The sequence below is a fragment of the Ilumatobacter coccineus YM16-304 genome, assembly GCF_000348785.1.
In the GTDB taxonomy this organism is placed as follows: Bacteria; Actinomycetota; Acidimicrobiia; order Acidimicrobiales; family Ilumatobacteraceae; genus Ilumatobacter_A; species Ilumatobacter_A coccineus.
Genome location: NC_020520.1, coordinates 4308550 through 4323901, shown reverse-complemented (window position 1 = coordinate 4323901; position 15352 = coordinate 4308550). Strand labels below are relative to the sequence as shown.

General features: G+C 67.7%; 15 protein-coding genes. 10 read left to right on the top strand and 5 right to left on the bottom strand.

The genetic code is table 11. The features are described from left to right. The first annotated feature begins 68 nt into the window (after window positions 1-68). From YM304_RS19185 to YM304_RS19165, 5 genes are all read left to right on the top strand, one after another. On the top strand, window positions 69-1214 hold the full coding sequence (locus YM304_RS19185; RefSeq protein WP_015443391.1) for an ABC transporter permease: 1146 nt from the start codon (window positions 69-71) through the stop codon (window positions 1212-1214). Then, the gene (locus tag YM304_RS19180; protein ID WP_015443390.1) at window positions 1211-2314 is read left to right on the top strand and encodes an ABC transporter permease; all 1104 of its coding nucleotides are present in this window, start codon (window positions 1211-1213) and stop codon (window positions 2312-2314) included. The genes YM304_RS19185 and YM304_RS19180 overlap by 4 nt, the downstream gene beginning before the upstream one ends. Before the next feature lie 49 nt (window positions 2315-2363). Beyond that, window positions 2364-3056: an ABC transporter ATP-binding protein gene (locus YM304_RS19175; RefSeq protein ID WP_015443389.1), complete on the top strand. Its 693-nt coding sequence runs from the start codon at window positions 2364-2366 to the stop codon at window positions 3054-3056. A 90-nt stretch (window positions 3057-3146) separates the two neighbouring features. Further along, window positions 3147-4865, top strand: coding sequence for an NAD+ synthase (locus YM304_RS19170; protein ID WP_015443388.1), 1719 nt, complete (start codon window positions 3147-3149; stop codon window positions 4863-4865). A 48-nt stretch (window positions 4866-4913) separates the two neighbouring features. After that, window positions 4914-6035: a hypothetical protein gene (locus tag YM304_RS19165; protein ID WP_015443387.1), complete on the top strand. Its 1122-nt coding sequence runs from the start codon at window positions 4914-4916 to the stop codon at window positions 6033-6035. Here YM304_RS19165 and YM304_RS19160 read toward each other — a convergent pair whose 3' ends face one another. Beyond that, the gene (locus tag YM304_RS19160; RefSeq protein WP_015443386.1) at window positions 6036-6530 is read right to left on the bottom strand and encodes a PaaI family thioesterase; all 495 of its coding nucleotides are present in this window, start codon (window positions 6528-6530) and stop codon (window positions 6036-6038) included. Window positions 6531-6586: 56 nt separating this feature from the next. Between YM304_RS19160 and YM304_RS19155 the strand changes: the two genes are divergently transcribed. After that, window positions 6587-7354 (top strand): NUDIX hydrolase, encoded by a 768-nt coding sequence (locus YM304_RS19155; protein WP_015443385.1) that lies wholly within the window; start codon window positions 6587-6589, stop codon window positions 7352-7354. Between the two features lie 283 nt (window positions 7355-7637). On the opposite strand, the gene dut is transcribed toward YM304_RS19155, so the two are convergent. Next, on the bottom strand, window positions 7638-8075 hold the full coding sequence (gene dut, locus YM304_RS19150) for a dUTP diphosphatase (protein ID WP_015443384.1): 438 nt from the start codon (window positions 8073-8075) through the stop codon (window positions 7638-7640). A gap of 43 nt (window positions 8076-8118) precedes the next feature. On the opposite strand from dut, the gene selA reads away from it, so the two are divergent. Continuing rightward, window positions 8119-9426: an L-seryl-tRNA(Sec) selenium transferase gene (gene selA / locus YM304_RS19145; RefSeq protein WP_015443383.1), complete on the top strand. Its 1308-nt coding sequence runs from the start codon at window positions 8119-8121 to the stop codon at window positions 9424-9426. 10 nt (window positions 9427-9436) lie between these two features. Then, entirely contained in the window at window positions 9437-11155 is a 1719-nt protein-coding gene (selB, locus tag YM304_RS23165) for a selenocysteine-specific translation elongation factor (protein WP_015443382.1), read from the top strand. A gap of 21 nt (window positions 11156-11176) precedes the next feature. On the opposite strand, the gene YM304_RS19135 is transcribed toward selB, so the two are convergent. Next, a complete protein-coding gene (locus YM304_RS19135) occupies window positions 11177-11434 on the bottom strand; it encodes a WhiB family transcriptional regulator (protein ID WP_015443381.1) in 258 nt (85 codons plus the stop codon). An 82-nt stretch (window positions 11435-11516) separates the two neighbouring features. After that, window positions 11517-12866 carry an NfeD family protein gene (locus YM304_RS19130; RefSeq protein ID WP_154723556.1) on the bottom strand — a complete coding sequence of 450 codons (1350 nt, stop codon included), beginning with the start codon at window positions 12864-12866 and terminating at the stop codon, window positions 11517-11519. A gap of 78 nt (window positions 12867-12944) precedes the next feature. Between YM304_RS19130 and YM304_RS23160 the strand changes: the two genes are divergently transcribed. Together YM304_RS23160 and YM304_RS19120 are read left to right on the top strand one after the other, a co-directional pair. Beyond that, entirely contained in the window at window positions 12945-13775 is an 831-nt protein-coding gene (locus YM304_RS23160; protein ID WP_162142119.1) for an ArsA family ATPase, read from the top strand. Continuing rightward, window positions 13776-14849, top strand: a complete 1074-nt coding sequence (locus tag YM304_RS19120; protein WP_015443378.1) for an ArsA family ATPase — start codon at window positions 13776-13778, stop codon at window positions 14847-14849. Here YM304_RS19120 and YM304_RS19115 read toward each other — a convergent pair. Further along, the gene (locus YM304_RS19115) at window positions 14833-15351 is read right to left on the bottom strand and encodes a DUF2017 family protein (protein ID WP_015443377.1); all 519 of its coding nucleotides are present in this window, start codon (window positions 15349-15351) and stop codon (window positions 14833-14835) included. The genes YM304_RS19120 and YM304_RS19115 overlap by 17 nt on opposite strands. Window position 15352: the final 1 nt, after the last annotated feature.

The following is a 15352-nucleotide window of genomic DNA, read 5'->3' as shown; positions in this document are numbered from 1 at the left end:
CCGCGACGTGCCGTCGATGTGTGAGCTGAGCGACGACGTCGACGGCACTCCCGCATAGCCTCACGAGCGTGTTCCTCGCGTTCAAGGAGATGGCCCGATCGAAGGTCCGGTTCCTCCTCCTGGTGGCGGCCATCGCCCTGCTGGTGTTCCTGATCCTGTTCCAGCAATCGCTGCAGAACGGGTTGATCAACGGGTTCATCGGAGCGATTCGCGAGCAGAACGCACCGGTGCTCGTCTACAGCGTCGACGGTCAGCGGGTGCTGCAGGGCAGTGTCATCACGCCCGATCTCGACGAACTGGTCCGCTCGGCCGATGGCGTCGGCGACGTCGGACGCATCGGGCAGGGCACCTTCACGGCGGTGCCGAGCGGCAACGCCGATGGCGAGGCGTTCGACACGACGATCATCGGTTACGAGCTCGGGCCCGACGGCGACGGGATCGGCGCGCCGAGCTCGGTGTCGGACGGCCGACTGCCGGCTGCCGACGGCGAGGCCGTGGTGAGCGATGCCGACGTGCAACTGGGCTACGGCGTCGGCGACATCGTCACGCTCCTGCCCGGCGAACAGCAGATCGAGATCGTCGGTGTGGCCGACAATGCGCAGCTGAACGTGTCGCCCACCCTGTTCGTGTCGTACGACACCTACGTCGAGTCGGTGCAGAGCGTCAATCCCGACGCAGGTACGCCGCTGCCCAACGTGCTCGGCGTGGTGCCCGCCGACGGTGTCACCGCCGCGGAGGTGGTGACGTCGATCAACGCGCAGTCGCTCGATCTCGACGCACTCACCCGCGACGACGCGGCCGCCGAGACGCCCGGTGTCTCACAGGTCCAGCAGTCGTTCAACATCATCTTCCTGCTGTACGGCATCGTCGTCCCCTGCGTCACCGGGTTGTTCTTCCTGATCGTCACGTTCCAGAAGGCGAACTCGCTGACGTTGCTGCGAGCCATCGGCGCGCCCGCCGGTCGCCTCGTCGCCGCGCTGTTGATCCAGGTGGTGGTGATCATCGGCGCGGGCCTCGTCGTCGGCACGCTGCTCTACTACCCGGTCTCGCAAGGCGATCTCGGCGGACTCGCACTCGACTTCGAGACGGGCGCCGTCGTGTTCTGGTCGGTGCTCCTGCTCGTGCTCGGGGTGGCGAGTTCGCTCATCGCCGCGAAGCGTGTGCTGGCGATCGATCCGATCGAGGCGACCACCGGGCAGGGGGTCGGCTCGTGAAACTCGCGCTTCTCGAACTCCGTCGCCAACCGGGTCGGTTCGCCGCGGCGACGCTGATCCTCACCCTGATCGCCATCCTGCTGATGTTCCTCGGCGGGCTGCTCGACGGGCTGATCGCCTCGTCGACGGGGGCCATCCGAGCGCAGGACGCCGACTCGATCGTGTACTCCGACACCGCCCAGGCCTCGTTCGTCCGGAGCCGTATCGACCCGGATGTACGCGCGCAGGTCGAAGCGGTCGAGGGGGTCACCGAGGTCGGCGGCATCGGCAACGTTCAGCTCGGGGCACGCGTTCCGGGCAAGGGGCCGCGCGATCTCGCCGGTGTCGCGTTGTTCGGCTACGAGCTCGCTCCCGACGGGGTTCCCGAGCCGCCGCCCGATGGGCAGGCGTGGGCCGACGACGTGCTCGAAGCCGACGGCGTCGAGGTCGGGATGATCATCGAACTCGGACCTGCACGGTCGAAGATCGAGATCGTCGGTTTCGTCAGCGACATCAGCTTCAACGGCCAGGGGAGCCTGTGGGCGTCGCCGACGACGTGGCGTGAGGTGTTGAGCGAGAACCGTCCCGACGCTCGTCTCGGCGACGACGTGTTCCAAGCGCTCGTGGTGCGCGGGTCGGGTTCCGATCTGCCGGCGGCGATCGACGCTGCGACCGACGGTGGCACCGAGTCGTTCACGGTGTCGGCGGCGATCGACGCGATCCCGGGCGTGTCGGAGCAGACCTCGACGTTCAACCAGATCATCGGCGTCACCGTGGCGATCGCGCTCGTCGTCATCGGGCTGTTCTTCGCGTTGCTCACCGTCGAGCGCACCAGCCTGTACGGCGTGCTCAAAGCGCTCGGGGCGAGGTCGTCGACGATCTTCGCGGGGCTCGTCGTGCAAGCGGTCGTGCTCACCGCGATCGCGGCATCGATCGCCGGCGCGCTCGTCATCGTGCTCGACCTACTGCTGCCGCCCGGGTCGATCCCGCTGCTCGTCACACCGACGCGCATCGTCACCAGCACCGTGCTGCTCGTGGTGGCGGCGATCCTCGGCTGTTCGTTCTCGCTCCGGCGAGTGCTTCGCATCGACCCCGCCTCGGCGATCGGCACCACGTCGTGACTCGATCGCCCTCTCTTCCCCGACTCTCCTGCCCGAACGGAGTACCTGCATGACGACCACGTCCGTCACCACCGCGCTCGAGATGACCGATGTCCGCAAGGTCTACAAGATGGGCGACGGCTCCGAGGTCGTCGCGCTCGACCACGCCAGCCTCACGCTCGGCAGCGACGAGATCGTGGCGCTCGTCGGCCCGTCGGGCTCGGGCAAGACCACGCTCTGCTCGATCGCCGGCGGCATCCTCTCGGCCACGTCGGGCACCATCGTCGTCGGCGGCGAGGACATCTCCGACCACAGCGCGAAGGAACTCACCGCGTTCCGACAAGACAAGGTCGGCTTCGTGTTCCAGTCGGTCAACCTGGTTCCGTTCCTCAACGCTCGTGAGAACCTGCTCGTCGTCGACGAGCTCGGCAAGCGCACCGGTGCGGCGGCCAAGGAGCGGGCCGATCAGTTGCTCGAAGAACTCGGCTTGGGTGATCGGGCCAAGAACCTGCCGTCGCAACTCTCCGGCGGTCAGCGTCAGCGCGTCGCGATCGGCCGCGCGCTCATGAACGATCCGTCGCTGGTGTTGTTCGACGAGCCGACCTCGGCGCTCGACACCAAGCTGGGCGAGCAGGTGATGGAACTCATCCGCAACGAGATGAAGTCGCGAGGCACCGCAGCCATCGTCGTGACGCACGACGAACGGATCACACACTTCTGCGATCGCAGCGTCTACATCACCGACGGCCGACTCGACGCCTGACACCCGGACGGTTTGTCTCAGAGACAAAGCGTCCGGTTCTGCGTCGGCGCACTCGTCGCCGGGACGGACGGGCCGACGTAACCTACTGGGGTGACCGTGTTGCGTATCGCCCTGGCCCAGCTGAACCCGACGGTGGGCGACCTCGACGGCAACCTCCGCAAGCTCAGCGACGCCTACGACGAAGCCGAAGCAGCGGGCTGCGACATCGTGGCGTTCCCCGAGCTGTCGACCACGGGCTACCCGCCCGAAGACCTCGTGCTCAAGCCGGGCTTCGTCGACGACAACCTCGAGATGCTCGGCAAGTTCGCCGCCCGCACCCGACGCTGTGCCGCGGTCATCGGGTTCGTCGACCAGGATCGCGACATCTACAACGCGGCAGCGGTCTGTGCCGGCGGCGAGGTGCTCGGCACCTATCGCAAACGCCTGCTTCCGAACAACACCGTGTTCGACGAGCAGCGCTACTTCACGCCCGGCGACGAGACCGACCCGCTCGAGCTGTACGTGATCGGTGGCGTCAAGGTCGGCATCTCGATCTGCGAAGACATCTGGAGCGCCTCCGGGCCGGTCGCCACGCAGGCCGCAGCGGGTGCCGAGGTCAACATCAACATCAACGGTTCTCCGTACTCGATCAACAAGGGTGAGCGACGCGAACGGATGCTCGCCACGCGCGCCGCCGACTCGCACTGCGCCGTCGTCTACGTCAACCAGGTCGGCGGTCAGGACGAACTCGTCTTCGACGGAGGATCGCTCGCGTTCGACCACGAGGGCACCCTGCTCGGGCGTGCGTGTCAGTTCGAGGAAGAACTGATGATCGTCGACGTGCCGGTGCCACCCGTCTACCGCAAGCGCCTGCTCGACCCGCGTGGTCGCGCCACCGGCGAAATGCTGCCGACCGTCGAGGTGTCGGCCGCACCGGTCACGAACGACTTTGCGCTCGCCTCGCCGGTCGCCGAACCGCTCGACGCCGACCGTGAGCTGTACGACGCGCTCGTGCTCGGCACCCGTGACTACTGCCGCAAGAACGGCTTCTCCGACGTGGTGATCGGCCTCTCGGGCGGCATCGACTCGTCGATCATCGCCGCCATCGCCGTCGACGCCCTCGGCGCCGAACACGTCCACGGTGTCTCGATGCCGTCGCGATACTCGTCCGATCACTCGAAGTCCGACGCACAGTTGCTCGCCGAAGCGCTCGACATCGACTTCCGCACCATCTCGATCGAACCGGCGTTCAGCGCCTACATCGACATGCTCGAACCGTCGTTCGAGGGCCGCGAGCCGGGCCTCACCTACGAGAACATCCAGTCGCGCTGCCGAGGCCAACTGCTGATGGCGCTGTCGAACGAGTTCGGCTGGATGGTGCTCACCACCGGCAACAAGAGCGAGGTCGCCGTCGGCTACTTCACCATTTACGGCGACTCGGTGGGGGGCTACGCCGCCATCAAAGACGTGCTCAAGACCCGCGTGTACGACCTGTGTCGCTACGTCAACCAGCGTGAAGGTCGCGAGATCATCCCCGAGAACGTCATCACCAAGCCACCGTCGGCCGAGCTCCGCCCAGACCAGCGCGACGACGACAGCCTCCCGCCCTACGAGGTGCTCGATCCGATCCTCGAGCTGTACGTCGAAGACGACCGCACGGCAGGCGAGATCATCGAACTCGGTCACGACGAGGCCATAGTGCGACGGGTCACGCGGCTCGTCGACGTCGCCGAATACAAGCGCCGTCAGTGTCCCCCTGGCGTACGCGTGAGTCGCAAGGCGTTCGGCAAAGACCGCCGCATGCCCATCACCAGCGGTTACCGAGGTTGACGAACGCTTGACAGCGTTCACCGGTCCGGGCCACGTAGCGTGGGTGGGATGAAGCGCGCGCTTGCTGTCATCGGTACCTCGGCCCTGCTCGTCTCGGCCTGCGGATCGGGATCCGACGACGCCGAGGGCGTCGACGTTCCCGAACCCGTCGTCGACGACACGCTGCTCGATGCCGACGAACTCACCGAGTCGGCCGAAGCGCTCGGCGTGTCGGCGCTGTCGCTCGCGTTCGAGCAGACGGCCGGAGCGAACGCGTACCGCGCCGAACTCGCCATGGGGATGACCATGGACATGGGTGCGCTCGGACAGACGATCAGCTTCCCGGCCGACCCGGCCAACGCGATGATCTTCATCGAGTCCGACGCCGAAGGACAGCAGCACACGCTCGTCGACATGGCGCCGATGATGAGTGCGATCCTCGAATCGTCGGGCGCCGGCGGAGGCGTCGACGCGACCACCCTGCTCGGCGGTGACCTGTCGATGGAGACATGGCTCGACGGCTCGATCATGACGATGGACATGGGCGGCTTCGGTGCGATCCTGGCTCAGACGCCCGGTGCAGCCGGCCTACCGGCCGACGTGTTCACCGTCGACGTGAGCCGGCTCGGTGATGGTCTCGGCGGCCCCGAGATCACTTCGACGCTGGCCGGGCAGGCGGCCCCCGACCCGGTCGAGATGGCTCAGGTCCTGAACGAGACGCTCGTCGCTTCGGGCGCGATCGAAGGCACCGACGACGCGTTCTCCGGCACGATCGGGTTCCTCGACTACTCGCGTGCGTTCGGGCAGGACCCGTCGGCGATGCTCGGCGGCATGGATGCCACGTTCGAGCAACTCGGCGGCACCGACGTGGCGCAAGCGATGCTCGACGTGTTCGAGTCGATGGACGTCGACGTGGCGATCACGCTCGCCGAGGGTGCCATCGACACCCTGCGGTTCGACATCGACATGTCGGTGCTGTTCGCCGAACTCCCTGCGATCCTCGCCGAATCGGGCATGTCCGACGCCGATCTCGCCGGTTCCGACATGCTCGCCGACTCGACCTTCGAGATGACGATGCTGATGGACTACGACCTCGATCCGAGCATCGACGTCGTCGTTCCGGCCGGCGACTTCCCCGACTTCACCGACGACTTCCTCACCATCTTCGACGACGCCGTCGCCGGCAACTGATCAGTCGAGACGCATCGACGAGTCGAGTTCGGCGTCGTCGGCGAGTCCCACGGCGCGCTTGATCTGCGCTTCACCGAGTGCGGTGTAGGTCGCTCGGGCCTCGGCACGGACGACACCTCGAACGTCGAGCACGCGCCCCACGGCGACGATCTCGCTGTCGGTCTGCTCGGCGACCTCGGCTTCGACGATGTGCGGTTTGTCGACGTGGACGGCGCGATGAAACCGAGTCGACGTCTCGGACGTGACCGCCCACTGTCGTGCGATCGCGATGCACGCCCAGGCCATCGCCTCGTCGAGCACAGCGAGGGTGACGCCGCCGTGCAGCATCGTCGGCGCTCCGGAGAACGCCGTGCCGAGGGTGAACTCGGCGGTCACGAGCGATGCCTCGGTGTCGTGGAAGAACGGGATGCGCAGGCCGGAATCGTTCGTGGGTTCGCACACGAAACAGTTCGTCTCGTACCCGAGGTCGTCGTTGTGCAGTCGTATTCGAGCCACGAAGCCGACGGTACAACGGTTCGCGTGGCCGGCGCCGCGGGGACGAGACTGTTCACATGTCGATCGATCCCGCTGCGCTCACTCCGATCGAACTGACCGACGGGCTGCGCACGTCGGTGGCCGATCGACTCTCGGCGCACGACCGCATCGAACTGCCGCTCGACGGGCGGCGTCACGCCGCGGTGGCGATCGTGGTGGTCGATTCCACGGCGGGCAGCGACCGCACCGATCCGCATCCGTTCGACGACGCCGACATGCGGGTGATCCCCGGCTACGAACCGGGCGTCGACGACTCGTTGCACGGACGCATGGTCGACGTGTCGGGCGGCGCATCGTTCGTGCTGTGCCGCCGAAGCTCCCGCCTGAACAAGCACGCGGGTCAGTGGGCGTTGCCCGGCGGTCGCCTCGATGCGGGCGAGTCTCCGGTCGGTGCTGCGCTCCGCGAGACACACGAGGAGGTCGGCGTGTTGTTCGACGAGTCGCACGTGCTCGGTCTGCTCGACGACTATGCGACCCGGTCGGGTTACGTCATGACGCCGGTCGTGGTGTGGGGCGGCGCCGACGTGACGTTGGCTCCGAGCCCTGACGAGGTGCTCGCCGCGTACCGCGTCGGTCTCCATCAGCTCGCCCGGCCCGACTCGCCTCGCTTCGTCGACATCCCGGAGAGCGATCGGCCGGTCGTCCAGGTCCCGCTCGGCGGTGATCTGATCCACGCGCCGACCGGGGCAGTGCTGGTGCAGTTCCGCTGGCTCTGCATCGACGGCCGCCCGAGCATCGACAGCCGAGTCGCCGACTTCGAGCAACCCGTCTTCGCCTGGGGTTGAGAGCGCCGACGACGCCGTCCGCCGCTCAGGGTGATTTCTGCCCAGGCTCGATGTGGTCGCGTGGGGGTGATTTTTGCCCAGGCCAAATGTGGTCGCGTGGGGGTGATTGTTGGCCAGGCTCGATGTGGTCGCGTGGGGGTGATTGTTGGCCAGGCTCGATGTGGTCGCGTGGGGGTGATTTTTGCCCAGGCTCGATGTGGTCGCGTGGGGGTGATTTCTGCCCAGGCTCGATGTGGTCGTGTGGGGGTGATTTTTGGCCAGGCTCGATGTGGTCGCGTGGGGGTCAGCGGCCGGAGTGGCCGAAGCCGCCGCCGCGGTCTGCTCCGTCGAGATCGTCGGTCACCTGCCACTCGACCTGGGCCACCTGTTGGATCACGAGCTGCGCGATGCGGTCGCCGCGGCTGACCTGGTAGTCGCTGGTCGGGTCGGTGTTGAGGAGGATCACCTTGATCTCACCGCGGTAGGCCGCATCGATCAGACCCGGCGCGTTGACCACACTGATGCCGCGCTTCAGCGCCATGCCGCTCCGAGGGAGCACGAAGCCGCCGTAGCCGACCGGGATCGCGATCGAGATGCCCGTCGCCACCAGACCGCGACCTCCGCCTGCAGCCAGCAGCATGTCGTCGCGTGCGTACAGGTCGAGCCCGGCATCACCCTCGTGGGCGTACGCGGGCAGCGGCAGATCGGCATCGAGTCGGACAATGGGAATCGGCAAGCTCACGCCGGCGATCGTAGGCTGACGTGATGACGAAGCGGGAACAGCCATGACCGCCCCGCAACGTCCACCGTCGGTGGACACGCTCGCTCGGTCGTTGAAGACGACGGGGCTGCCCCACCCGATCCTGGTCGAGATCGCCCGAGCCGCCATCGATGCCGGCGACGTCGACAGCGCTCCGGCGAGAGCCGACGCATTCAGCCGTTCGCTGCTCACCGACGTGGTCAACGCCACCGGCGTGCTGCTGCACACCAACCTCGGCAGGGCGCCGCTCGCTCACCGGCAGTCGGCGCACGCGCAAACGGTCGAGTTCGACCTGTCGACCGGCGAGCGAGGTTCGCGCCAGACCGCCGTCGGACAGCTCTTCGCCAAGCTCTGTGGTGCGGAAGATGCGATGGTGGTCAACAACAACGCCGCCGCCGTACTCCTCGTGCTCGCGGCGCTCGCGGCCGGCCGCGACGTGCCGGTGAGTCGGGGCGAGAGCGTCGAGATCGGCGGATCGTTCCGCGTGCCCGAGGTGATGGCTCAGTCGGGCTGCCGGCTCGTCGACGTCGGCACCACCAACCGCACGCGGCGCTCCGACTACGAGCAGGCGATCGCCCGGGCCGACACCGACGTGGCCATGGTGATGAAGGTCCATCCGAGCAACTACCGCGTCGACGGCTTCGTCGAGGAGACCACGATCGCCGAGCTGGCGACGCTCGACGTTCCGGTCATGGCCGACATCGGCAGTGGGTTGCTCGATGCGAACGTTCCCTGGCTCAACGGTGCGCCGCCGGCATGGCTCGCCGGGGAACCCGCAGCGGTGCAGGCGATCGCCGACGGCGCCGACATCATCACGTTCTCGGGCGACAAACTCCTCGGCGGCCCACAGGCCGGGATCATCGCCGGATCAGCCGAACTGGTCGGACGGTGCAAACGCCATCCGCTGGCCCGAGCGCTCCGCCCTGGCGGTCTCGTGCTGCGTGCGCTGCAAGACACCGCGCTGACCTATCTCGACAAGCGGGCCGCGACCGACATCGCGTTCTGGCGCATGGTCGACCGGTCGCCCGCGTCGCTGCAAGCCGACGCCGAATCGATCGTCGCGATGCTGGCCGAGCGAGGCATCGACGTGTCGAACGTTCGCATCGAGCCGATGGCGGCACTGCCCGGAGCCGGCTCGGCGCCCGGCGTCACGATGCCGTCGGTCGGGCTCGTCGTCGACGGCGACCATCTGCGCTCGCTGCGCCGGTACAGCACGCCCGTCATCGCCCGCTCCCGCGACCAACAGACCTTCCTCGACCTCCGTGCTGTCGAGCCGGGCGACCACGGCATCGTCGTCGCTGCGCTCGCCGAGGCGTTGGCCGCCGCATCGTGAGCGGGCCGACATGACGGTCATCGCCACCGCCGGTCACGTCGACCACGGCAAGTCGTCGTTGGTGCTCGCCCTCACCGGCACCGACCCCGACCGTTTCGACGAGGAGAAGCGGCGCGGCCTCACGATCGACCTGGGCTTCGCGCACACGACGCTGCCGTCGGGAACCGAACTCAGTTTCATCGACGTGCCCGGACACGTGAAGTTCTTGCGCAACATGCTCGCCGGGGTCGGCGGGGTGCACGCGTGCGTCTTCGTCGTCGCCGCCACCGAGGGCTGGAAGCCGCAGTCGGAGGAACACCTCCGCATCCTCGAGTTGCTCGGCATCCGCCACGGCATCATCGCGTTGACCAAGACCGACCTCGTCGACGACGACATCCTGGAGATCGCCCAGATGGACGTCTCCGACCGTGTCGACGGCACGTTCCTCGACGGTGCGCCGGTGATCCCGGTCGCGGCCACGGCCGGTGTCGGGCTCGACGAGATGCGCGCCGCGATCGACGACCTGGTCGAACGGAGTGGGGGAGCGCTCGACCGCGGTCGTCCGCGACTCTGGATCGACCGCGTGTTCGCGGCGAAGGGATCGGGAACCGTGGCGACCGGCACGCTGGTGGGTGGCGCGCTGCACGCCGACGAGAACGTCCGGATCGAGCCGGGTCAGCGCACGGCGAGAATCCGCAGCATCCAGACCGCCGGCCGCACCGTCGACCAGATCGGACCGGGCAATCGCGTCGCGGTCAACCTCAGCGGTGTCGATCACGCCGAACTGGCGCGGGGCCACGCCGTGGTCGAACCCGATCGTTGGCATCTCACCGACCGTTTCGACGCGTCGCTCGACGTGCTCGCGTCGCTCGACCACGAGGTGTCTCGCCGTGGCGCGTACGTGGCGTATCTCGGTGCGGGCGAGCACGCGGTGAAGATGCGCGTGCTCGGATCCGAAGCGCTCCTGCCCGGCACCTCCGGTGCGATTCGCCTCTTCCTGCCCGAGGCGCTGCCGCTGCTTCCCGGCGACCGCTTCATCCTGCGCGAGTCGGGACGCGACGAAACGGTCGGCGGTGGCGAGATCCTCGACGTCGACCCCGTCCTGCGCGCGTCACGAGCCGCTCCCGATCGCACGATCGAGCGAGTGGTCAGAGAGCGCGAGTGGGTCACGGTCGATCAACTCGAACTGCTCACGGGAGAGCGTGTCGAACCGACGCTCGGCGACTGGGTCACCACTCCCGAGGCGCTCGCCGCCACCGTCGAGTCGGTGATGGCACGCGTCGCCGACGCGGGGCCGGCCGGCATCGACATCGCTGCGTTCGACGAGCGTGAACGCGCGGCGATCGACACGGTCGACGACATCGTGGTCGACGCCGGCCTGGTGCTGCCCGCCGATGCGGTCGACCCGTACGAGGATCACCCGTTCCTGGCCGAGTTGCGTGCCGGTCGCTTCGCTCCGCCGTCGGCGGCCGACATCGACCGCAACGACCTCCGCGAGATGACTCGCCGAGGGCACGTGGTGCAGAACGACGGCATCGTGTTCCACGCGGCGACGATCGACGAGGCGGCCGAGGTGGCTGCCGACCTGCTCGCCGAGCACGCCGACGGATTCACCGTGGCACAGTTCCGCGACGCCACGGGAGCGAGTCGAAAATTCGCGCTGCCGCTCGTGGCGGAGCTCGACAAGCGCGGCGTGACCCGGCGGCGTGACGACGTCAGGATCGCCGGACCCCGACTCCCGAGCCGCTGACGCCCGCAGGGGGCCGCCGACTCAGTTGTGCAGGTGCTTGCGTTCGGCGGAGGTGAGGCCGCCCCAGATGCCGTACCGCTCGCCGACAGCGATCGCATGGTCGAGGCAGTCGGAGCTGACGGGGCAGCTGGCACAAACGCGCTTGGCCTGGGCTTCTCGTGACGAGCGGCTCTTGCGGCGCTCGGAGCTCACGGGTGGGTAGAAGGCAACGCCCATCTGACCTTGGCAGGCAGCACTCGACTGCCATCCGCTTCGATCAGGTCTCGCCAAACTGGTCATGTCGGTTCCTCCGCCTGTCGGTGAGACCGTCACGCTAGGTGGCGCGATCCTCACCCGTCAAGAGGAAATGGCTGAGGCGTTGTCAGGACTCGGCGGGCGCCGATTCGGCGTCGTCCTTCTTGCGCATTTCGCGGTAGTCCTTGGCGGCGCCTTCGAGTGGCTCGACTTCGAGGGTGACGCCGTCGATCGCCGCGACGCGCACGACGTCTCCGGCGACGACCGGCGTGGCACGGTTGGTGCGCGCACGCCAGCGCCCCTCGCCGACCTCGACGACACCGTCGGGATCGACGTCGGTGATGACCTTGCCCTCTTCACCGATCATCCATTCACGACCGATCGTGGGAGTGGCGAAGCGCGTGCGAACCATGTTGGGCATGCCGACGATGAACGTCAGCGTGATGCCGCCGATGCCCGTGAGGAGCGCGATCCACGATGGGCGTAGCGAGTTGCCGGGCAGACTCTCGAACAGGAACAGGCTCGAGATGATGGTGCCGACGATGCCGACACCGGTCCAGAACCTCGGTATGCCCACCTGGACGTCGATCGCGAACGCGACCATGGCGCCGATGAGCACGACCAGTGCCCACGTGCGCGTGGGGAGCACGGCGAGCCCGGTGCAGGCCAGCACCACGCACACCGCACCGATCACGCCGGCCAGGCCGACGCCGGCGGTGTAGAACTCGAAGATCAACAACGCGAGACCGGTGAGCAGGAACAGGTACGCAACCGGCGGGCTGGCCACGGTGTGGAACAGCTGCTGCACCAGGTCGAGCTTGGCGAAGCGCACGGTGGCGGTGGTGTCGTTGCGGCCTTGACCGTTCTCGAGCACGACGAACTCGGTCGTCTCGACCACGTTGCCGTCGAGCTCACGGCCGTCGAGCACCTGGACCATGCTGGTGATGGTCGGGACGCCTTCGTCGTTGATCTCGGTGAAGATGTCGAGCGCGCGAGCTTCCGACAGTCCGAGCGACCCGTTGCGCAGTGCGTCTTGCGCCGCGCCGTCGAATCCGGCGTCGATCGGGCCGGATGCGCCGGTCGGGGTGAGCGGCACCCCGGCGTAGCCGACGCGAGCGCCCGGTGCCATGCCGCTGGCGTCGACCACGGTGAGCAGTTGCGCGGCGGTGCCGTACAGGCGAGCGCCGTTCGGGCCGACCCAGATGGCGACCGGGACCGGAGCCTCGGCGACGTCGACGAGCAACTGTTCGATCACGTCGTCGCTCACCACGGTGCCGCGCGAGTTGATCTGGAGGATGAGCGCCTGCGCGCCGTCGTCGTCGGCCCGCTCGATCGCGTCGTTGACCGAGTCGACGAGGATGTCGTCGAACAGACCACTCACCTGCAACACGTCGACCGACAGATCGGGTTCGGTGTCGTCGGACTGAGCACCCGCAGGCGAGCCGAACAATGACAGGGCGGCCAAGGATGCGAGCACGGTGATCGCTAGTCTGCGCATAAGGTGCCTCCTGGAAGCGAAAGTCCGCTGCAGTCGTTGACCGCTACCAACGTGGTCGTGGTCGCGGGGAAGGGCGGAGTTGGAAAGACCACGGTAACGGCCGTTCTCGCCCGTGCGACAGCCATGTCGGGGGCTCGCGTGCTCGTCGTCGAACTCGATGGCAAACCCACGCTCGACGAGTTGCTTCCGAGCCGTCCCGACCAGCAGATCGAGATCGTGCATCTCTCGGCCCCCGAGGCGCTCGAGGAGTATCTGTACGACCACGGCTTCAAGCGGATCGCGAAACGCCTGAACAAGACGGGTGTGATCGACATGGTCGGCACCGCTGCTCCCGGCATCGACGACATCGTGGTGCTCGGCAAGATCAAGCAGTTCGAACGATCGGGTGAGTACGACCTGATCGTGGTCGACGGACCCGCCGCCGGGCACGCGGTGACGTTTCTCACATCGGCCTCGGCACTCTCCGACGCCGCCCGCGGCGGCCCGGTCAAGAGCCAGGCCGACGACGTGCTCGAACTGCTCGGCGACCCCGACCGTTGCGGGGCCGTGTTGGTGACGCTGCCCGAGACGACGCCGGTCAACGAAACGGTCGAAACGGCGTTCTCGCTGGAAGAGGTGGTGGGCATCGGGATCGCCCCGGTCGTGGTCAATTCGGTCGATGCGGGTACGCCGCTTCCCGACGAGATCCCTGCCGATGTCGACGACGCGCTGCGCGCCGCTGCTGAGTTCCGCAGGTCCCGCCGCGAGATGGAAGCCGAGGCGCTCGCCGACCTCGCGGAGCGGCTCCCGCTCGGCCAGATCCACATCGCCGCAGTCCCGGTCGCCGGCCTGACCGCCGACCACATCGATGCGCTCGCCACGGCGCTGCACGACGGCGAGGTGATCTGAATGGCGAGCATCACCGACGTCATCGCAGGGTCCGACGTCGTGGTCTGCTGTGGCTCGGGCGGCGTCGGCAAGACGACGACGGCTGCGGTGCTCGGCCTGGAAGCTGCCCGCGAGGGACGGCGGGTCGTGGTCGTCACGATCGATCCGGCTCGGCGGCTCGCCGACGCCCTGGGCCTCGAATCGGGCCTCTCGTCCGAACCCCAGCGGGTCGAGGCCGCCACGGGCGAGCTGTGGGCGATGATGCTCGACACGGCAGCGACGTTCGACGGACTGGTGCGCACGCATGCCGACGACGCCGAGCAGGTCGAGCGCATCCTCGCCAATCCGTTCTACCGCAACATGGCGGGCGCGATGAGCGGTACGCAGGAGTACATGGCCGCCGAGACGCTGCACGCGTTGCACAACGACGAGCGCTTCGATCTGGTCATCGTCGACACGCCTCCGAGTCGCAACGCGCTCGATTTCCTCGACGCTCCCGGGGTGTTGTCACGGTTCCTCGATCATCGGGTGTTCAAGCTGGCGATGCTCCCGACGCGTGGTGGACTCAAGTTCCTCGGCGTCGCCGCCCAACCGATCTTCAAGGCGATCGGCAAGGTCGTCGGTTCCGACGTGCTCACCGATGCGCTCGCGTTCTTCCAGGCGTTCGCCGGCATGGAGTCGGGCTTCCGCGAGCGGGCCGACGAGGTGATCGAACTGCTGCGCGCCGAGCGCACGTCGTTCGTCGTGGTGGCATCACCGCGGCACGACACGATCGCCGAGGCGACGTGGTTCGCCGATCAGCTGCGCCGTCAGGAGGTCGGCGTCGCCGCCGTGATCGTCAACCGCGTCCACCCCGACTTCGCCGGCGACGTCGACATCGACGCGCTGTCGACCGACGATCCGGTCACCACTGCACTCGTCGCCAACCTGCGCGAACTCGACGCCATCCGCGAGGCCGAACTCGCCGCGCTGGCGCCGCTCGTCGAAGCGACCGAACCGTCACCCGTGGCGCTGCTTCCGTTGCTGCAACGCGACATCCACGACATCGCCGCGCTCGACGACATCGCCACGCACCTGTTCAACCGAGCGACTTGACCGTCCAGTCGAGGAGCCACGACAGGAATCCGTAGAGCTGGTGCTCGGGCGTGGCTTCGTCGCCGGGGTCGATCTCGTCGTCTTCGCCGATGTCGAGCAGCGTGCCGAGGACGACGCGCACCGCGTTGATCGACTGCATCAGCGCGATGACGTTTCCTTCGTCGAGGTGCTTCGGCGCATCGGGGCCGAGCATCTCGGTGACCGCATCGATCTGGACGACGCGGCTCGTCACGAGCTCCTCGCGCATCAGTCGCTGATACTCGGCTTCCTTCTCCTCGTCGTCGAGAAAGGCGGGCGGGAACAGGCGCTGCAGCATCGGTGCGACCGGAGCGTCGGGGTCGTCGTCGGCAGAGGTGAGCAACGCCCGGAGCTCGGAGAGCATGCGCGCGATGAGTGCCTGCTCCTCGTCGCCGAGGTTGAGGCACCAGCGACGATCGCCGTGTTTGGTCTCGGCGTAGATCGGCGGCTTGAAGCGGCGGACCATGTCAGCCTCGTCGCTCATG